At 64.6% G+C, this 19,104-nt stretch carries 19 protein-coding genes; 10 read left to right on the forward strand and 9 right to left on the reverse strand.

Annotation, left to right across the window (positions count from 1 at the left end; translation table 11 throughout):
• Positions 1–2: 2 nt before the first annotated feature.
• Positions 3–1,379 carry a Trk system potassium transporter TrkA gene (trkA, locus tag ACWNZ3_RS10535; protein ID WP_114277272.1) on the reverse strand — a complete coding sequence of 459 codons (1,377 nt, stop codon included), beginning with the start codon at positions 1,377–1,379 and terminating at the stop codon, positions 3–5.
• Positions 1,380–1,506: 127 nt separating this feature from the next.
• Between trkA and ACWNZ3_RS10540 the strand changes: the two genes are divergently transcribed.
• On the forward strand, positions 1,507–1,980 hold the full coding sequence (locus tag ACWNZ3_RS10540) for a hypothetical protein (protein WP_496899913.1): 474 nt from the start codon (positions 1,507–1,509) through the stop codon (positions 1,978–1,980).
• Between the two features lie 140 nt (positions 1,981–2,120).
• Here ACWNZ3_RS10540 and ntrX read toward each other — a convergent pair whose 3' ends face one another.
• The 5 genes from ntrX to dusB form a co-directional block, all read right to left on the reverse strand.
• On the reverse strand, positions 2,121–3,533 hold the full coding sequence (gene ntrX / locus ACWNZ3_RS10545; protein ID WP_274575510.1) for a nitrogen assimilation response regulator NtrX: 1,413 nt from the start codon (positions 3,531–3,533) through the stop codon (positions 2,121–2,123).
• Entirely contained in the window at positions 3,530–5,776 is a 2,247-nt protein-coding gene (locus ACWNZ3_RS10550; RefSeq protein ID WP_496899914.1) for a sensor histidine kinase NtrY-like, read from the reverse strand. Before ACWNZ3_RS10550 ends, ntrX begins: the two co-directional genes overlap by 4 nt.
• A gap of 112 nt (positions 5,777–5,888) precedes the next feature.
• Positions 5,889–7,262, reverse strand: coding sequence for a response regulator (locus ACWNZ3_RS10555; protein WP_269361890.1), 1,374 nt, complete (start codon positions 7,260–7,262; stop codon positions 5,889–5,891).
• Positions 7,263–7,265: 3 nt separating this feature from the next.
• Positions 7,266–8,339 (reverse strand): two-component system sensor histidine kinase NtrB, encoded by a 1,074-nt coding sequence (locus ACWNZ3_RS10560; protein WP_274575507.1) that lies wholly within the window; start codon positions 8,337–8,339, stop codon positions 7,266–7,268.
• Positions 8,336–9,322, reverse strand: a complete 987-nt coding sequence (dusB, locus tag ACWNZ3_RS10565) for a tRNA dihydrouridine synthase DusB (protein ID WP_496899915.1) — start codon at positions 9,320–9,322, stop codon at positions 8,336–8,338. Before dusB ends, ACWNZ3_RS10560 begins: the two co-directional genes overlap by 4 nt.
• 180 nt (positions 9,323–9,502) lie before the next feature.
• On the opposite strand from dusB, the gene ACWNZ3_RS10570 reads away from it, so the two are divergent.
• The 4 genes from ACWNZ3_RS10570 (at position 9,503) to ACWNZ3_RS10585 (ending at position 12,917) form a co-directional block, all read left to right on the forward strand.
• Positions 9,503–10,633, forward strand: a complete 1,131-nt coding sequence (locus ACWNZ3_RS10570; protein WP_496899916.1) for a bifunctional 2-C-methyl-D-erythritol 4-phosphate cytidylyltransferase/2-C-methyl-D-erythritol 2,4-cyclodiphosphate synthase — start codon at positions 9,503–9,505, stop codon at positions 10,631–10,633.
• On the forward strand, positions 10,630–11,124 hold the full coding sequence (locus ACWNZ3_RS10575) for a phosphatidylglycerophosphatase A family protein (protein WP_496899917.1): 495 nt from the start codon (positions 10,630–10,632) through the stop codon (positions 11,122–11,124). Before ACWNZ3_RS10570 ends, ACWNZ3_RS10575 begins: the two co-directional genes overlap by 4 nt.
• Positions 11,121–11,597 carry a CinA family protein gene (locus ACWNZ3_RS10580; RefSeq protein ID WP_269361881.1) on the forward strand — a complete coding sequence of 159 codons (477 nt, stop codon included), beginning with the start codon at positions 11,121–11,123 and terminating at the stop codon, positions 11,595–11,597. Before ACWNZ3_RS10575 ends, ACWNZ3_RS10580 begins: the two co-directional genes overlap by 4 nt.
• A gap of 138 nt (positions 11,598–11,735) precedes the next feature.
• Complete coding sequence (locus tag ACWNZ3_RS10585) at positions 11,736–12,917, forward strand: ammonium transporter (RefSeq protein WP_496899918.1); 1,182 nt, start codon at positions 11,736–11,738, stop codon at positions 12,915–12,917.
• Here ACWNZ3_RS10585 and ACWNZ3_RS10590 read toward each other — a convergent pair.
• Together ACWNZ3_RS10590 and ACWNZ3_RS10595 are read right to left on the reverse strand one after the other, a co-directional pair.
• A complete protein-coding gene (locus ACWNZ3_RS10590; protein WP_496899919.1) occupies positions 12,899–14,176 on the reverse strand; it encodes an MmgE/PrpD family protein in 1,278 nt (425 codons plus the stop codon). The two genes, ACWNZ3_RS10585 and ACWNZ3_RS10590, sit on opposite strands and share 19 nt — an antisense overlap.
• Positions 14,173–14,625: a type II toxin-antitoxin system RatA family toxin gene (locus ACWNZ3_RS10595; protein WP_269361876.1), complete on the reverse strand. Its 453-nt coding sequence runs from the start codon at positions 14,623–14,625 to the stop codon at positions 14,173–14,175. The genes ACWNZ3_RS10590 and ACWNZ3_RS10595 overlap by 4 nt, the downstream gene beginning before the upstream one ends.
• A 69-nt stretch (positions 14,626–14,694) precedes the next feature.
• Between ACWNZ3_RS10595 and hpt the strand changes: the two genes are divergently transcribed.
• The 5 genes from hpt (at position 14,695) to ACWNZ3_RS10620 (ending at position 18,093) form a co-directional block, all read left to right on the forward strand.
• A complete protein-coding gene (gene hpt, locus ACWNZ3_RS10600; protein ID WP_496899920.1) occupies positions 14,695–15,231 on the forward strand; it encodes a hypoxanthine phosphoribosyltransferase in 537 nt (178 codons plus the stop codon).
• On the forward strand, positions 15,228–15,401 hold the full coding sequence (locus tag ACWNZ3_RS10605; RefSeq protein ID WP_205388325.1) for a hypothetical protein: 174 nt from the start codon (positions 15,228–15,230) through the stop codon (positions 15,399–15,401). The genes hpt and ACWNZ3_RS10605 overlap by 4 nt, the downstream gene beginning before the upstream one ends.
• Before the next feature lie 123 nt (positions 15,402–15,524).
• Positions 15,525–15,998, forward strand: a complete 474-nt coding sequence (locus ACWNZ3_RS10610) for a c-type cytochrome (protein WP_269361872.1) — start codon at positions 15,525–15,527, stop codon at positions 15,996–15,998.
• A 16-nt stretch (positions 15,999–16,014) separates the two neighbouring features.
• A complete protein-coding gene (locus tag ACWNZ3_RS10615) occupies positions 16,015–16,887 on the forward strand; it encodes a cytochrome c (protein ID WP_269362081.1) in 873 nt (290 codons plus the stop codon).
• 153 nt (positions 16,888–17,040) lie between these two features.
• A complete protein-coding gene (locus tag ACWNZ3_RS10620) occupies positions 17,041–18,093 on the forward strand; it encodes an FAD-dependent oxidoreductase (RefSeq protein ID WP_496899921.1) in 1,053 nt (350 codons plus the stop codon).
• 23 nt (positions 18,094–18,116) lie between these two features.
• On the opposite strand, the gene lipA is transcribed toward ACWNZ3_RS10620, so the two are convergent.
• Complete coding sequence (lipA, locus tag ACWNZ3_RS10625) at positions 18,117–19,070, reverse strand: lipoyl synthase (RefSeq protein ID WP_269361870.1); 954 nt, start codon at positions 19,068–19,070, stop codon at positions 18,117–18,119.
• Between the last annotated feature and the right edge of the window lie 34 nt (positions 19,071–19,104).

Consider the following 19,104-nt stretch of genomic DNA (forward strand, 5'->3'; position numbering starts at 1 on the left):
GCTCAGAAAAAGTCGATGGAAACTTGCAGCAGCTGCTCGACCTTGGGCACATCCCCGGCCAGGGCAAAGACCGCAATCGTGTCGCCCTCGTCGATGCGGGTATTGGCCAGCGGGCGCACGATCTTGCCGTTCTTGCGCAACATGCCCACCAGCACCCCTTCGGGAAACTCGATCTCCGAGACGGTGCGACCGGCAATCGGCGAGGTCGACAGCACCTCCGCCTCGATCACCTCGGCCTCGGCATCGCCAATGGAATAGACCGCGCGCACCCGGCCATGACGGATATGGCGCAGGATCGAACTGACCGTGGTGGCGCGCGGGTTGATATAGGCATCAATGCCCAGCGGGGTCATCAGCGGCACCAGCGTGGGGTCGTTGATCAGCGCGATGGTAAAGGGGCAGCCCTCGGCCTTGGCGCGCACGCAGGACAGCAGGTTGGTCTTGTCGTCATCGGTTACCGCCAGCATCGCATCGGCACGGCTGATGCCCGCCTCTGCCAGCAGCGCGGCATCCAGCCCGTCGCCGTTCAGCACGATGGTCCGCTCCAGCGCCTCGGCGGCGCGCTCGGCGCATTTGCGGTTCTTCTCGATCATCTTGGTGCGCATCCGGCTGGCACCGCTTTCCAGATGCTGGGCCACGGTCAGCCCCACATTGCCCCCGCCAACCAGCACGATCCGCTCCTGTTTGGAGGTGCGCTTGCCGAAGATTTCCATCGTGCGGGAAATGTCCTCGTGGTGGCAGAACACATAGGTGTCATCGCCCACGAAAAGCTGGTCCGCCGATTCCGGCGCAAACAGGGTCCCGTCCCGGCGCACGCCGACAACCACCGCCCGCAGCGTCGAAAACAGATCCGTCAACTGGCGCAGCGGCGTGTTCACCACCGGGCAATCCTGGTCGATGGTGATGCCCAGCAGATGCGCCTTGCCGTCCATGAACACCTCGGTGTCAAAGGCGGCAGGGGCCGAGAGGCGCTGAAGCGCGGCGGCGGCCACTTCCTTTTCGGGGCTGATCACCACGTCGATGGGCATGTGGTCGCGCCGGTAAAGGTCGGAATAGATCGCATCCAGATAGCTTTGCGAACGCAACCTGGCGATCTTGCGGTTGATGCCGAACACCGAATGGGCCACCTGGCAGGTCACCATATTGACCTCATCCGAATGGGTCGCGGCGATGATCATCTCCGCATCGCGCGCCCCGGCCCGGTCCAGCACATCGGGGTAGCTTGCGAATCCCGCAATGCCCTGAACATCAAGCGTGTCGGTGGCCCGACGGATCAGGTCCGCATTGCTGTCCACCACGGTCACGTCGTTCCGTTCGCCGCTGAGATGGCGGGCAATCTGCCAGCCGACCTGTCCCGCGCCGCAAATGATCACTTTCATGGCGCATCCCTACCTGTTGCCCCGCGTGAAGACACCCCGCGTATCCTGCCCCGGTTAGAGGGCATGATGCAAAGCTTGGCAAGGGGCGGCAATTGCCTTTGCCCCGCGCCCGGTGCAGAATGGTTGCATGAAACGCATCTGGATGGCAGCGATATTCGGTCTGGGGGTGGCGGCAAGCTGCGCGCCGCTGACGACCTATTACAAACCCGGCGTGGCGGTCGACCGGCTGAACCGCGACACAACTGCCTGCCAGGTTGCCGCGCTGCGCGATGTGCCCGCCAGCACGCAGGTCAGACGGCTGCCGCCCGAATTCATCCCGCCCCGCAGGCGCTGCGATTCGGCGGGCAATTGCACGGTGGTGCCGGGCTATTACATCCCCGGCGAGACCATCAGCTTCGATCCCAACGATGGCCTGCGCAAACGGGTCGAACAGCAATGCATGGCCGACAGGGGCTATGCCCCCGTGTCGATCCCGCCCTGCCCGGACAATGTGGCGCGCGCCGCACCGCCCGCAGCCACCAGGGTGCTGCCGGCGCTGGGTCCGGAGTCCTGCGCCATCCGCAACCGCGACGGCAGCTTCCAGATCGTCACGCGCGGCTGAACCGCGCAAAAACCTGCGTCCTGTGATCAACCCCCTTTTCTTTTTGGCCCTAAGTATTCCCGGGGTCTGGGGCAGAGCCCCAGTCCAACATCAGCGCCGGGTGAAACAATGGCCCGGGTCTATGGCAGCCATCCCCCGGATCACTCCGCCGTTGCCTGTTCCTCGTCCACATGGGCCACCCGCACCCCGGACTTGGCCGAGGTCACCACCCCCAGCGACTTCAGCTTGCGGTGCAGGGCCGAACGTTCCATGCCGACGAAATTCGCGGTGCGCGAGATATTGCCGCCGAAGCGGTTGATCTGGGTCAGCAGATATTCCCGCTCAAAGGCTTCGCGGGCCTCGCGCAGCGGCAGGGTGGCCAGCGCACCGGACAGCACCACGCGGCCATCGTCCTCGCCGCGCTCTTCCTCGCCGGGCAGTTCGCGCGCCTCGATCGGGCCGGTGCCCTCGCCCAGGATCAGCACCCGTTCCACCAGGTTCTTGAGCTGGCGCACGTTGCCGGGCCAGACCATGGTCTGCATCAGGGCAATCGCATCATCGCTGAGCGCCCGCTGGGGCAGCCCCTGGCTGCGGTTGAATTCGGCGATGAAATGTTCCGCCAGCAGCGGAATATCCTCGCGCCGCTCTTCCAGCGACGGCACCGTAATCGGCACCACGTTCAGCCGGTGATAGAGCTCCTGCCGGAAGGTCTCGGCCCGGATCGCCGCCTCAAGGTCGCGGTTGGTCGATGAGATGACCCGCAGGTCCACGCGCACCTTGTCGTTGCCGCCGACACGGGTGAATTGCTGGTCCACCAGCACCCGCAGGATCTTGGACTGGGTGCCCAGCGGCATGTCCGCCACCTCGTCGAAATAGATCACCCCGCCATGGGCCTGCTCCAGCAGGCCCGGCTCCACGCCCCGGTCGGCCCCTTCGCGGCCGAACAGGACTTCTTCCATCCGGTCCGGGGCCACCCCGGCGCAGTTCACGGTAACAAAGGGCGCCTGCGCGCGGCTGGAATGGGCATGAATATAGCGCGCCGCGATTTCCTTGCCCGATCCGGCAGGCCCGCTCAGCATCACCCTGCCGTTCGATTTCGTCACCTTGTCCAGCTGCCCGATCAGCGCGCGAAAGGCCGCCGAATTGCCCAGCATCTCCGAGGTCACGATATCCTTGCGCTTGAGGGTCTGGTTCTCGCGGCGCAGGCGCGAGGTTTCCATGGCGCGGCGGATCACCACCAGCAACTGGTCGATGTTGAAGGGTTTCTCGATGAAATCGTAGGCCCCCTGCTTGATCGCCGCCACCGCGATCTCGATGTTGCCATGGCCCGAGATGATCACCACCGGCACATCCGGGTTGTCGCGTTTGACGGTCTTGAGAATGTCGATGCCATCCATCCGGCTGTCCTTGAGCCAGATGTCGAGGATCATCAGCGCCGGCGGCTCGGTGTTGATCGCGGCCATCGCCTCGTCCGATCCGCCTGCCAGCCGCGTCGCATATCCCTCGTCTTCCAGGATGTCCGAAATCAACTCACGGATGTCCTTCTCATCGTCAACAATCAGAATGTCACTCATGCGGTTTCCTCCATCTGGGCCGGGGTCTGGGTTGGCACGATCGGCAGGGTAATCACCGCCATCGCGCCAAAGTGGTTTTGCCCCTCGAATACGGGGGCATTTTCGAGGGTCAGGCTGCCGCCATGTTCCTCGATGATCTTCTTGACGATGGGCAGGCCAAGGCCGGTCCCCTCGCTGCGCGTCGTAACATAGGGTTCGAACAGCCGTGCCCGGTCTTCGGGCAGGCCGATGCCATTGTCGGCAATGGAGATGCGGGCGGTTGTCTCGCCCGGAACCATCCTGACGAAAATCTGCGGCACCAGGTCATCCGGCGCGCCTTTTTCCTTCAGGCTTTCAATGGCTTCGCCCGCGTTCTTGATCAGGTTCGTCAGCGCCTGCGAAATCATCGTGGCATCGACCTGGGACAGCACCGGATAATCCGGCACTTCGGCCCGGATCCGCACCCCGGGCTGGCCTGCCTGTTGCAGGAACACCGCGTCGCGCAGCAGCTGGCAGAGGTCCTCCTGCGCGGTTTCGGGCTCCGGCATCCGGGCAAATTTCGAGAATTCGTCAACGATGCGCCGCAGATCCCCGGTCTGGCGGATGATCACGCCGGTCATCTGGTCCAGTTTCTCGGCATCATCGCCCTGCATCTGCGACCCGAACTTGCGCCTGATCCGCTCGGCGGACAGCTGAATCGGGGTCAGCGGGTTCTTGATCTCATGGGCAATGCGCCGCGCCACGTCGCCCCAGGCGGCCATGCGCTGTGCGCTGACCAGGTCGGTCACGTCGTCAAAGGCCACCACATAGCCCTCAAGCCTGCCATTGTCGCTGCGCCGGGTGGCCATACGGACCAGCAGGTTCTCCATCGCACCCTGCCGGGAAACCTTGACCTCGCCGGTGGTGGCCTCACCGCCACCGCTGGACAGCGTGTCGAACAGCGGGCCGAATTCCGGCACCGCGACCGTCAGCGACAGCGATTGCTGTTCCTCGGTCCAGTCCAGCAGGCGCATGGCCGAGCGGTTGACGAAAGTCACCCTGCCCTCGGGGTCCAGCCCCACCACACCGGAAGTGACAGAGGAGAGCACCGAATCGAACAGCCGCCTGCGGCGTTCGATCTGACGGTTGTTGTCCAAAAGCGTTTCGCGCTGGCCGCGCAGCTGGGTGGTCATCTGGTTGAAGTAGCGGCCCAGCATGGCAATTTCATCGTCGCCATCCTCTTCGCGCACCTGCACGTTCAGATCGCCCGCACCGACCTGTTGCGCCGCCCCGGTCAGACGCCCCACCGGCCCGGACAGACGTTCGGCAAACCACAGCCCCAGCCAGACCGCCGCCAGAATCAGGATCACCGCAAAGCCGACATAAAGCAGGCCGAATTCAAACAGCAGCCTGCCCCGGTCCTTCTCCAGCTGCTGATAGAGCCGTGCGGTTTCCTGGGTTTCATCCAGCAGCGACAGGATATCGCCATCGACATCCCGGCTGACATAAAGGTAACGGTCCACCGCCCCCTGAAGCGGCACCAGGGCTCGGAATTCATTGTTTGGCCAATCCTCGATCACCAGGACCTGGGCCCCGCGCGATTCCACGATCTGTTCGGTGCTCGGTTCCTCGAAATTGAACAGGTAGGACCGTGCGCCCCGCGCCCGGATCTGACCAGTGCCGTCAATCAGATAGGCTTCGCGCAGGCCCCGCTGGGATTGCCGCTGCCCCTCGGTCAGAAGCTCTCGATCGGTCAGCACACGCCCGGCCACGATGTTCTGGTCAATGAAGCGCGCCAGCGCCACCGCATCCTCACGCAGCCCTTCGCGCTGTTCGTTCTCATAGGCCTGTGCCGCGGTCAGCGAGTTTTCCACCACCGAGCGGACCCGGTCCGAAAACCAGCCCTCCAGACCCACATTGACCGTAAGACCGGCAAAGACCGCCACGCTGACCGTGGGGATCAGCGCCATCAGGGCAAACACCCCGGTCAGCCGCAGGTGCAGCCGCGAACCGGCGGATTTGGCACGCCGTGCCGCAACCAGTCGCGCCACCTGGCTCAGCACAAGGGCCGCGATCAGCAGCACATAGACCAGGTCGGTCAGCAGGATCAGACGCAGGCTGGGGGTATTGGCCCCCTGCCCCAGCGGCCCCAGAATCAGATAGGTCGCCATGGCCAGGACCGGCCCCAGAACCACCAGCCCCAGGGTCGCAAGATTGCGCACGCGTTTCACGCGCCGCAGACGGCCCAGACTTTCCAAGGTGATGCTGCGTGACCGGGATGCCACCCGCTATCCTCGCCGATGATGTGATGCACGGGTGCATCAACCGCCATATTATGTGGTCCTGATCGCATTCAACGTTAAGCTGAGACACGATGGCCACGGTTATGTGGCGCTTTTACATCATTTTGCGACCCCGTGTCACCTCAATATCGAGGTCGGTGATTTTCTTGCGCAGGGTGTTCCGGTTGATGCCCAGCAGATCGGCGCATTTCGCCTGATTCCCCGAGGTCGCCCCCAGGGCGATCTCGATCAGCGGGGCCTCCACTTCGCGCAGGATCCGCGCATAAAGCCCCGGCGGCGGCAGCATTGCGCCATGTTGGTCAAAATACCGCCGCAGATGACGTTCCACGCTTTGGCCCAGCCGCTCCGTATTGGCCTGGGTGCTCAAGGGTTCCGGCGAGGGCTGCGCCCCCAGCACCTGTTCGGCCTCCGCCTGCGAGATTTCGGCGGCGCGGCTGGTCAGGGCAAGCTGGCGCATCGCATGTTCCAGCTGCCGCACGTTGCCGGGCCAGGGATAATTCGCAAAGACCTTGGAGGCTCCCTCGGACAGGTGACGCGGCAGGGTGGAAACCGATCCTTCGGCCTTTTCCAGGAAATGCGCCGCCAGCAGATCGATGTCCTCCACCCGGTCGCGCAGCGCCGGCACATGCAGGGTGGCGCCGGACAGGCGGTAATAAAGATCGCGGCGTAGCGTGCCCGCCTTCATCGCGGCGGCAAGGTCGGACTGGCTGGTGGCCAGAAAACGCGGCGTATATTCGCCCGGCGCATCCATCATCCGCGCGATGCGGGCCTGAATCTCATGGTCGATGTCCGCGATCTCGTCGATCAACAGGGTGCCGCCACGCACCCGCGCCAGCACCCGCGCGGGGCCTTCAAGCTCCTGCAGATCGGCACCCGTCACGGTCACGAAAGGCAGCGAACGGCGGTCGGAAAAGTCGTGAATCGCGCGGCCGATCAGCGACTTGCCGGTGCCGCTTTCGCCCCAGATCAGCACCGGAAGGTCCGTGTTCATCACCCGTGCCACCAGCCGGTAAAGCGCCTGCATCACCGGTGTCCGGCCCACCAGCGGCAGGTCGTCGCGTTCCTCTGTGCCGGTCTTGCCGGAGGGGGCCGCACGGGTCGCGCCCTTGCGGTCCAGCGCCCGGGCGGTCCGTTTCATCAGATCGGGTAGATCGAAGGGCTTGGGCAGGTAATCAAAGGCTTCCGCCTCCGCCGCCTTGATCGCGGTCATGATGGTGTTCTGCGCCGAAATCACGATCACCGGCATATCCGGCCTGTCCTGCGAGATTTTCGGCAGCATCTCCAGACCGTTGCCATCGGGCATGGCCACATCGGTGATCACCACGTCGCCCTTGCCCTCACCGACCCAGCGCATCAGCGTCGTCAGGCTTGAGGTGGCATGCACCTTGCATCCCGCGCGGGTCAGGGCCTGTGTCAGCACGGTGCGGATCGTGCGGTCGTCATCGGCGACCAGTACGGTACCATCCATGTCTTATATCTCCTCTTGATGCGCCGGGGCGCGGGATAACGATATGCGAAAGACGGTGCGCCCCGGTGTGCTGTCCACCGAGATCCAGCCGTCGTGTTCGGAAATGATCTTGGACACCAGCGCCAGCCCCAGCCCGGTGCCGTTCTCGCGCCCGGATACGAAGGGATCAAAGATCACCGACCTGATGTGGTCGGGCAGCCCCGGACCATCGTCTATCACCTCGATCTGCAGGGGCAGCGACTGGCCGGAGCCATCGGCGCGGCGCAGGCGGAAGGAATGTTCGAAATAGGTGTGCAGGCGGATCGTCCCGCCCCCCTCTCCGGCGGCTTCCGATGCGTTCTTGAGCAGGTTCAGCACCACCTGCAGCAACTGGTCCTTGTCCCCCAGCGCGGGCGGCAGCGAGGGGTCGTAATCCTCGATGATCTTCATCTGCGCGCCAAAACCCAGCAGCGCGGAGCGCCGGGCGCGGTCCAGCACGTCATGCAGGTTCACGGGCTTGCGCACCGGCTCGGTCAGATTGCCGAATTGCTCCACCTGCTCCAGCAGCTTCACGATGCGGCGGCTTTCCGCGACAATCAGATCGGTCAGTTCCAGCTCATCCGCGTTCAGGTTCATCGACAAAAGCTGCGCCGCCCCGGTGATGCCCGCCAGCGGGTTCTTGATCTCATGGGCCAGCATCTCGGCCATGCCGATGGCGGATTTCGCGGCGGATTTGACGGAATGGCTCTGGGTCATGCGCCCGGCCAGTTCGCGCGGGCTGATCATCATCAGCATAAAGCCCGCACGCCCCGACAGCGGCGCGATCTGGAGCGAGGATTTCAGCGGCGCGCGCTGGCCCGATCCCACGTCGATGTCATTGACGAACAAAGGCGTGTTGCTCTCGCGCGCACGCTCAAAGGCTTCTTCCAGCGGATCGTCGACGGCGATCATGTCCCACACCGGGCTGCCCTTCACATGTTTGGCAGAGGCGTTGAGAAAGCCTTCGGCGGCGGGGTTCATCGCGTCGATCCTGTTGTCGGGCGCGATCACGAAACTGGGGATCGGCAAAGAGGCCCAGATCTGGCGGTCCATGCTCATGCGGCCACCAATGCGCGGTCGGCGGCCAGCGCCTCGCGCAGCAGTTTGACAGTCCGGTCCGCTGTCGCCCCGGTCAGCACCGCGCGGCGCAGTTCCGCCGGGGTGCCCGCGGTATCCATGTACCAGCCAAGATGTTTGCGGGCGACACGCGCCCCCAGTTCAACGCCGTAAAAGCCAAGCATCGCTTCGTAGTGTTCCTCAACCATGTCGGCAAAGCCCTTGCCCTGCGGCACCCGCGGTTCCGGGGTGCCGTAAAGCGCATGGGAAACCTGTGCCAGCAACCAGGGCCGCCCCTGCGCCCCGCGCCCGACCATCACCCCATCCGCACCGGAATGGTCCAGCGCCCGGCGCGCGGCGCGCGGGCTGGTGATGTCGCCATTGGCAATCACCGGGATCTCCACCGCGTCCTTCACCCGGCGGATCGCGCGCCAGTTGGCCCGCCCCTTGTAGAACTGGCAGCGGGTGCGGCCGTGGATGGTGATCATGCAGATGCCTGCCGCCTCGGCGCGGCGCGCGATGTCCGCCGCATTCAGCATCTCGTCGTCCCAGCCCAGCCGGGTCTTGAGCGTAACCGGCACGTCCACCGCCGCCACCACCGCCTCGATCAGGCGCAGGGCGTGATCCGGGGTCTTCATCAAAGCGGAGCCAGAGGCGCCCTGGGTCACCTTCTTGGCCGGGCAGCCCATGTTGATGTCGATGATCCGCGCACCCTGCCCCGCGATCATGCGCGCGGCCTCTGCCATCGGCGCGGCCTCGCGGCCCGCGATCTGCACGGCAGTGCCCTCGACACCAAGACCCAGCTCGGCCTTTTCGCGGGTGCCGGGGCGGCGGCTCAGCAATTCCTGGCTCGCAACCATCTCGGACACCACCAGCCCCGCGCCAAAGCGCGCCACCAGCGTCCGGTAGGGCAGATCGGTGATTCCGGCCATCGGGGCGAGGAACACCGGAGGAAAGAGGTCATTTGGCAGGCGTGTCGCGGTCACATGCTTAATCCTTGTGCGCTTGGGTCAGGTCTATCGTCACCCCCCTGATACCTCAATGAATTATCGCCCCCCCATACCACAGTACAGCCCGAAATGCCTAATATTTAGGCAGCGCACCTGGACGATTGCGCCTTCAGGCCACATTGCCTAGACAGGTTTCATGCACGATCAGAGCCCTTCATGACCATTTGCGCCCTTATCGTGGCGGCCGGGCGCGGCACCCGCGCCGGGGGCGATCTGCCCAAGCAATGGCAGCGGGTCGCGGGGCGCAGCGTGCTGGCCCATACCATCGCCGCATTCCGGGCGCATCCTGCCGTCGATACCATTGCGCTGGTGCTGCATCCCGATGACCTGGACAAGGCCGCACCGTTCCGGGAGGCGGGCATCGCGGTGGCCTCAGGCGGGTCGGACCGGGCCGCATCGGTACGCGCGGGGCTTGCGCTCCTGCCCGACAGCGGCAAGGTCCTGATCCATGATGCGGCGCGCTGCTGCGTCCCGCAACAGGTCATCTCTGAGGTGATCGCGGCGCTGGAGCATCACGCCGCCGCAGCCCCCGGCCTGCCGGTCACAGATGCGCTGTGGCAGGGCAGCGCGCAGCGTGTCACCGGCACTCAGGACCGCGAAGGGCTTTTTGCCGCCCAGACGCCGCAGGGCTTTGACTTGCCCGTGATCCGCGCCGCCCATGCGGCATATGACGGCCCGGCGGCGGATGACGTGGCGGTGGCACGGGCGGCGGGCATTGTGGTTGCCATCACCCCCGGCGACGCCGATAACATGAAGATCACGACGCCCGGCGATTTCGCCCGCGCCGCGCGGATACTGGAGGGCCGGATGGACATCAGAACAGGCAACGGATTTGACGTTCATGCCTTTGGCCCCGGCGATCATGTGACGCTCTGCGGCCTGCGCATCCCGCATGATCAGGGCCTTGTGGGCCATTCGGATGCGGATGTGGGGATGCATACGGTGACCGACGCGATCTATGGCGCGCTGGCCATGGGCGACATCGGCCAGCATTTCCCGCCCTCGGATCCGCAGTGGAAAGGCGCCGCCAGCGAGGTTTTCCTGCGCCATGCCGCCGGGCTTGCCGCACAGGCCGGATTCGCGATCACCCATGTGGATTGCACCCTGATCTGCGAACAGCCCAAGATCGGCCCCCATGCCCCGGAAATGCGCCGCGTCATGGCGGGGCTGCTGGGGCTGGAGGTTGAGCGCGTTTCGGTCAAGGCCACCACCTCCGAGCGGCTGGGTTTCACCGGACGCGGCGAGGGGATCGCCTGTATGGCCACGGCAACATTGGTGAAATCATGAATATCGCAAAGATGATCGGAACCGTTTTTGGCGTCGGCTACATCCGCCCCGCCCCCGGCACATGGGGCTCGCTTGTGGCGCTGCCCTGGGGCTGGCTGCTGCATGTTCTCGGCGGTTTTCCCCTGCTGGTGCTGGCGGTTGTCGCGGGTTTTGGCAAGGGCTGGTGGGCCACGGCGAAGATGACGGCGGGCAGCGATGATCATGACCCTTCCGAAATCGTCGTGGATGAGGTCGTGGGCCAGTGGATTGCCCTTTTGCCCCTGTCCTATGCCGCCTGGACGCGCGGGTTGGACATGCTGGTGATGTGGCCCGGCTGGATCGCCGCATTTCTTCTCTTCCGCCTCTTCGACATCTGGAAACCCTGGCTGGTTGGATGGGCCGATGCGCGCGGCGATGCGCTGGGGGTGATGCTGGACGATGTGATCGCGGGCATTTTTGCAGCCCTGGGCGTGATGGTCCTGGCCGGTCTATACCACGGAGTTCTGACATGAGCATTGCAGCACAGATTATTGAACTGGCACAGAAAAAAGGCGTCCTGGTCTCCTGCGCCGAAAGCTGTACCGGCGGGCTTGTCGCCGCCGCGCTGACCGAAGTGCCCGGATCCTCGGTGATGTTCGACTGCGGATTCGTCACCTATACCAATGCCGCCAAGATGAAGATGCTGGGCGTGCGCCCCAGCAGCCTGCAGATGTTCGGCGCGGTCTCAGAAGAGGTCGCACGCGAAATGGCAACAGGCGCGCTGGCACATTCCGGGGCCCAGGTGGCCGTCTCCATCACCGGGATCGCAGGCCCCGGCGGGTCCGAGCACAAGCCCGAGGGCCGCGTCTGTTTCGGCCTCGCGGCGGGCGATCAGCTCTGGGCCACTACCCAGGAATTCGGCGCCATGGGCCGCAGCCGGGTGCGCACCGCTGCCCGCGACCACGCCCTGACGCTGCTGGTGCAGGGACTTTTCAGCCTGCCCTGATACCGGGCAAAACACCCCGCCAGCCGCCCAAATTATCGGCATTTTCAAAAAAGATGCCAAAATAGGCATGTTGAGTCTTTTCCGGGCGTTCCGCTTGCCCAAGGTGCGGCAACCCTGACGCTGACCCGGAGACACCCTATGAATGCCGCTGATTCCGCCTGGATCATGACCGCAACCGCGCTGGTCCTTTTCATGACCCTACCGGGGCTTGCCCTGTTCTATGGCGGGCTGGTGCGCGCGCGCAACGTGCTCAGCGTCTTCATGCATTGCTATGCCATCGCTTGCCTGATGTCGGTGCTGTGGTTCCTCCTGGGCTATAGTATCGCCTTCGGCCCCGGCACCGGCGGCATCTGGGGCGGGCTGGACAAGGCCGGGCTGAGCGGCATCACCATCGACAGCCTCAGCGGCACCCTGCCCGAAATCCTGTTCTTTGCCTTTCAGATGACATTCGCCATCATCACCCCCGCCCTGATCGTCGGCGCCTATGTGGAGCGGATCAATTTCGCCTTCCTGCTGCTGTTCTCGGGCCTGTGGATGCTGCTGTGCTATGCGCCGGTGGTGCATTGGATCTGGGGCGGCGGGATGCTGGCCGATGGCGGCATCTTTGGCGAGACGGGGGTGCGCGATTTCGCGGGCGGCATCGTGGTCCATGAAACCGCCGGGATCGCGGCGCTGATCCTGGCGATCATGCTGGGCGCGCGCCGCGACCACAGCAAACCGCCGCACAACCCGGGGATGGTGATGATCGGGGCCGCGATGCTCTGGGTCGGCTGGTTCGGCTTCAACGGCGGCTCGCAGCTGGCCGCCGACGGGGGCGCCGCGATGGCGATCACCGTGACCCATATCTCCGCCGCCACCGCCTCGCTCACCTGGGCGCTCTGGGAAAGGATCAAGTTCGGCAAGGCCTCGCTGGTGGGTCTGGTGACCGGCACCATTGCGGGCCTCGCCTCGATCACCCCGGCGTCGGGTTTCGTGGGGCCCTGGGCCGCGCTGCTGATCGGCGCCATTGCGGGCGTGCTGTGTCAGGAAGCGGTCACGCTGGTGCGCAACAAGCTGAAGGTCGACGACACGCTGGATGTCTTTGCGGTCCACGGCGTCGGCGGGATCTTCGGCACGGTGATGATCGCGGCACTGGGTGCAGGCACCTGGGCCGCACAACTGGGATCGCTGGCCATCGTCGGCATCTTCACCACGGTCGTGACACTGGTCACCGCCTATGCCTGCCGCGCCATCGTGCCGATGCGGGTGGATGCGGAAGCGGAATCAAACGGGCTGGACCTGTCCAGCCACGGGGAGCGGGCCTACGACCTGACCAGCTGATCCATGAAGGCGTCAAGGTCATCGCCCTGCGCCGCCAGCCACAGCGCTTCGGCGTGGTCCTCGCCCAGCAGGGCCACCGCCTTGTCCTGCAGTTTCGCCGCGCGGACCTCCAGCGGCATCGGCGCCGACAGGTCATGCTTCAGCCGCCGCATCGCGCCGCCGGTGAAAGAGACGGCGATTTCGGACTGGGTTTCTGACAGGCGCGCCTCTTCGCTGACGCGGATCTTGTCGCGCAGCGCGACAATCTCCGGGTCTTTGGTGATCTCATCGGTGAAATTGGCAATGCCGCCGGTGTCATGGCCCAGCAGCGCCATGGCACAGGTCTGGGCATAGCTGAACTTGGCCGCCAGCCCCGTGGTCGGTGCGTCGATGTTGCACACGCTCATCCAGCGCGGATTGGTGCGGATGTGGATGCTCTCCACCGCCTCAAGATCCAGATCGGCACCGCGCAGCGCCTCAAGCATCGCATGCAACCCGTGGCAGCAGGCGTGAAACTTGTGGCTGATTTCCGTGATCCGCCAGCTGCCCCTCGGCGCGCTGACCTCTGCCGCCTCGCCGTGATGGGTGGGGCCAAATCCCAGCGGTCCCGCCAGACCATCCTCTGCCGCCGTCATCCCGGCCTGCGCCCAAAGCGTCGCCTCCACCCCGGTGCGGGCGGCCAGACCGGCATTGAGCGGCTTCGCCATGGTGCCGAACTGCGATTTCAGCCCCGAGGCCATGCTGGCGCAAAGGCCAAGCGCCGCCCGCAACTGGCGTTTGTCCAGCTCCAGCAGCCGCGCGCAGCCCATGACCGCGCCGAAGGCCCCCGCCGTGGCGGTCTGATGATAGCCCACCTGATAATGGCTGCGCCCCAGCCAGAGCCCCACGAGAATCGAGGCTTCAACCCCCAGCGTCGCAGCATCGACCACCTCGTCCAGCGGCGCGCGCAGCTCCTGGGCCAGTGCCAGAACCGCAGGCAGCACCGCAACCGAAGGATGGCCGATATGGGCGAAATGCGTGTCATCGTAATCCAGCGCATGGGACAGCGTGCCGTTGACCAGCGCGGCCAGGGGCGCCGTGGCCGTGCCCCCGCCAAAGATCTGCGCCTGCCCGGCGCCCATCGCACGTTGCGCGGCGGCGAAATCGTCGAATTCACCGGCCTGCGCCCCGGCAATGCCGCAGGCGGCCCAGTCGAACAGCGACAGGCGCATCATCACGGCGGCCTCGGCCGGAACCTCTGCCTTGCGGAAACGGATCAGCTGGTCGGTGATGGTGCTCATGCACCCGATCCGTAAAGCGCCTCTGCCCGTTTTTCAAAGGCTTTCACCACGCGCAGCATGGCCTCGTTGAAGACAACGCCGATGATGCCCTGCAAGATCCGATTGCGGAATTCGAAATCGACGTGGAAATGCACCTTGCAGCCCTGTGGCGCATCCTCGAACCGCCAGTTCGACAGCATGTATTTGAACGGGCCGTCCAGATATTCGGTGTCGATCTTCATCTGATCGGGCCAGAGCGTCACGCGGCTGGTGAATCGCTCGCGGAACACCTTGAAGCTGATCACCAGATCGGCATCCATCACGCGATGGTCGCCGATCCGTTCATCGCTGCGGATGCGCGCGGCCGCCGTCCAGGGCAGGAATTCGGGGTACTTGCCCACATCCGCCACCAGATCGTACATCTGTTGCGCGGTATAGGGCAGTTCTTTGGTCTCTGAATGGGTCGGCATTGCGTTCCGGGTCTGCTCGGGTTAGCCCTATGTCTCCGGTAAACGCCATGAAATCAAGGGCCAATGGTCATGACAGATCGTCGCTATGTGATTGATGAAATGATCTCGGCCAAGGCGATTGCCGCCCGGATCGAAGCGCTGTGCCGCGCTATCCATGATGAATTCGACAGCACCGACAAACTGGTGGTGGTAGGGCTGCTGCGCGGCTCCTTCGTGTTCATCGCCGATCTGGTGCGCGAGCTGGACCTGCCGATCGAGGTCGATTTCCTTGAGGCCTCCAGCTATGGCGACGGCACGGAAAGCAGCCGCGAGGTGCGCATTCTCAAGGACCTGCGCGGCGCCATCGAAGGCCGTGACGTGCTGGTGGTCGAGGATATCGTGGACACCGGCCATACGCTGCACCATGTCACCAACCTGCTGAAATCGCGCGAGCCTGCGCGGCTGAAAACCATCGCGCTGCTGGACAAGCCCAGCCGCCGCGAGGTGGACATGAAGGCGGATTGGACCGGCTTCGAGATTCCGGATGAATTTGTCGTGGGCTATGGCATCGATTATGCTCAGCGCAACCGCAACCTGCCCTTCATCGGAAAGGTCCGTTTCACATGAACCCGATCTGGCTCTTGCGCATGGCGAAATGGGCGCATCACCCGCCCTCGGTCAAACGGGTGATACTGGTCTTTGCGGTCATTGCGCTGGCGCTGCTCATCGCCGGGATCCAATGGATGGGATGGTGGCCCGACTGGGCCACGACAGAACGTGTGCCGCGCCGGTTCTGACCCGCGCTACGGGATGTTTCCGCCGATCACGAAAATGTTTTTGGCAGCTTCCATGGTCCGTGGCATGCTGCGGCAAGAACCTGTTAAATTTCACTTTTGCCATTCAGACACGGAGATCAACCCATGCAGAAGAGCTTCACCACCCGGACCGTCACCGCGATTGTCTGCGGTGTGATCGCAACGGCGGGCTTTGCCGCCAGCCACGGGGGCGGCGAAAACAAGAGCGTGGAGGCGCGCCATGCGATGATGCAGATGATCGCCTATCACACCGGCATCCTGGGCGGGATCGCCAAGGGCGAAATGGACTATGATTCCGCCATGGTCGACGCCGCAGCCATGAACATCGCCTCTCTGGCCGCGATGGACCGGGCAACGCTGTGGATCGAGGGCACCGAACAGGGTGCCGCCGCCGATTCCCGCGCCAAACCCGAAATCTGGAGCGATCCGGAAGGTTTCGGTGCCGCCTTTGAAAAGCTGGAAACAGCCGCCAGCGCGCTGGTCGGCGCATCGGATGCGGCAGCGGTGGGCGCCGGGATGGGCGATCTTGGCGGTGCCTGCAAGGCCTGCCACGAAACCTATCGCGGCCCCGAAAACTGATCACCGGACCTGAATGTTGCGCCGTTTTCTGATTGCGATCTGCCTGCTGGCGGTGATTGGCCTTGGGGTGTTCTGGGTGCTGACGCGCCCGGCCCCGCTTGATGCCGATTTTGCCGGCGGGCATGTGGCGGATGCGGAAAACGGCGCGCGCATCTTTCACGCGGGCGGCTGTGCCTCCTGTCATGCCGCACCCGGAAGTGACGACAAGCTGACCCTCGCGGGCGGCGAAGGGTTCGCCAGCGATTTCGGCACCTTCCACGCCCCCAACATCTCGCCCGGGCCGGAAGGCATCGGCGGATGGGATCTGCCCGGTTTCGCCCGCGCGGTCACCCGGGGGGTCTCGCCCGACGGGCGGCACTATTACCCCGCCTTCCCCTATACGACCTATATCCACATGGAAGACACCGATGTGGCGGATCTGTTTGCCTATATGCAGACCCTGCCGGTGTCGGACACGCCCAGCAAACCGCATGACGTGGGTTTCCCCTTCAACATCCGGCGCGGCCTGGGCCTGTGGAAATTGCTCTATCTGGACGAGAGTTTCGTGATGACCGGCGAGATGTCGGAGCAGGTGACACAGGGGCGCTACCTGGTCGAGGCTCTGGGCCATTGCGCCGAATGCCACACGCCGCGCGGGCCTTTCGGCGGGTTGCAGCGCGATGCCTGGCTGAGTGGCGCGCCCAACCCCTCCGGCAAGGGGCGTATCCCCAATATCACGCCCGCCGGTCTGGACTGGTCGGCCGATGACATCGCCTATTACCTGGAAAGCGGTCTGACCCCGGATTTCGACAGCGTCGGCGGCACCATGGCATCGGTGGTGGACAACATGTCGCAACTGCCCGAAGGCGACCGGGCGGCGATAGCGGCCTATCTCAAGGCGCTGCCCTGACGCGGCCGTCCCGCATGGTGAGAGTGCGGGATGGATATTTATGGCCAAAAAGAAAGGGGGACAAGTTGTAGTGCCGCCTGAGCCGTGTCTGGCCTCCTTGTTTTTCACATCGGATTGTGCCCACTTTCTGAACAGCATCAGCAGGAGGCGGTCATGAAGATTCTGATCGTGGGGGCCGGTCCCACCGGCCTGACAGCAGCCGTGGAACTGGCGCGCCGGGGCGTCATGCCGCGCATCATCGACAAAAGATCTGGCCCCTCGAACCTGAGCCGGGCCGTCGGCATCCAGCAGCGCACGATGGATATTCTGACCCCCTCCGGCGCGGCGGAGGAGATCCGCAAGGAAGCGGTCTGTTTTGACGGCGTCGCCTTTCACTCAGGCCCCCGCAGAATCGCGAAACTTGCCCTGAACTTCGATGACAAATCCCGGCTCTATGGACTTCCCCAGGACCGGACGGAGCATTTCCTGGCCCGCGCCTTTGCCCGGTATGGCGGCAAGATCGAATATGACACGCCGTTCGAGGGGCTGACCCAGGATGAAACATGCGCACGCGTGCAGATGGGCGGAACAGAATCACCCTTCGACCATGTGATCGGTGCCGACGGCGCCCACAGCGCCGTGCGCAAGGCGCTGGGGCTGGAATTTCCCGGCTTCGACCTGCCGGGCCAATGGTCCATCGCCGATGTGGAAAGCCCGGACTGGCGTGATCCGCAGTGCTTTCAGGGCTTCCTGCTGCCCCATGGCGACATCTGCATCGTCGCCCCGCTGGAGGCTGCGCGCTTCCGGGTGATCGCAAGCCGGCCCGATGCGCTTGCCGCCTTGCCGGTGCCGATGAACGTGACCAACATCCGCCGCAGCGGCGCTTTCACCATCTCGGTGCGGCAGGTGACGGATTATGCGGTGGGCCGGGTCTGTCTCGCCGGGGATGCCGCACATTGCCATTCCCCGGCAGGCGGGCGCGGCATGAACCTCGGCATCGCGGATGCGGCCGACCTTGCCGGGCGGCTGGTTGACGGGGGCCTTGCCGGCTACCACGCCGCGCGCCATGCGGAAGGGGCACATGTGCTGGCCTTCAGCGAGACCGTGCGCAAGGCGGTGCAGTCAAAAAGCCCGCTGCGCCGGATGGTCATGCCCTGGGTGATGAAACTGGTCGCCGCCATCCCGCCGTTCCAGCGGGCGGCGGTACATTATTTCGTCAGCGGCTGAAACGCTTCCGGTTTTCGTTGAAATCAGGCCAGCCCCAGCTTGCGGTTGCGCGCTTCGCGCAGGCGGGTGAAATCATCGCCCGCGTGATAGGACGACCGGGTCAGCGGCGTGGCGGAAACCATCAGGAACCCCTTGCCATAGGCCGCCTTTTCATAGGCTGCAAATTCGTCCGGATGCACAAAACGGTCGACGCGGTGGTGTTTCGGCGTCGGCTGCAGATACTGGCCGATGGTCAGGAAATCGATGTCCGCGGCGCGCATGTCCTCCATCACCTGAATGACAGATTGCCGATCCTCGCCCAGCCCCACCATGATGCCCGATTTGGTGAACATCGAGGGGTCCAGCTCCTTCACCCGCTGCAACAGGCGCAGGGAGTGGAAGTAACGCGCGCCTGGGCGGACCTCCGGATAAAGGCCCGGCACGGTTTCGAGGTTGTGGTTGAACACATCGGGACGCGCCTCAACCACCACTTCCAGCACCTTGGGATCGGCGCGGATGAAATCCGGTGTCAGAATCTCGATGGTGGTCCCGGGGCTGCGCTTGCGGATGGCGCGGATGGTCTGGGCAAAATGCTCCGCCCCGCCGTCCGCCACATCGTCGCGGTCGACAGAGGTGATGACCACATGGTTCAGCCCCAGCTTGGCCACCGCATCGGCCACCCGGCCCGGCTCGAACACATCCAGCGCCTCGGGCGGCTTGCCGGTGGCGATGTTGCAGAAGGTGCAGGCGCGGGTGCAGACCTCGCCCATGATCATCATGGTGGCGTGGCCCTGGCTCCAGCATTCGCCGACATTGGGGCAGCCCGCCTCTTCGCAGACCGTGGTCAGCTTGTTGTCGCGCATGATCTTCGCGGTTTCGGCATATCCCTTGCCGCCGGGGGCCTTGACCCTGATCCAGTCCGGTTTCTTGGGCTGGGCATTGTCGGGCTTGCGCGCCTTTTCAGGGTGGCGCTGTTCGGGGATTTTCAGATCGCGCATGGGGACCTCACATTGCTTGCGATCTATGTAACAC

Source organism: Sulfitobacter sp. IGS-18, assembly GCF_059628195.1.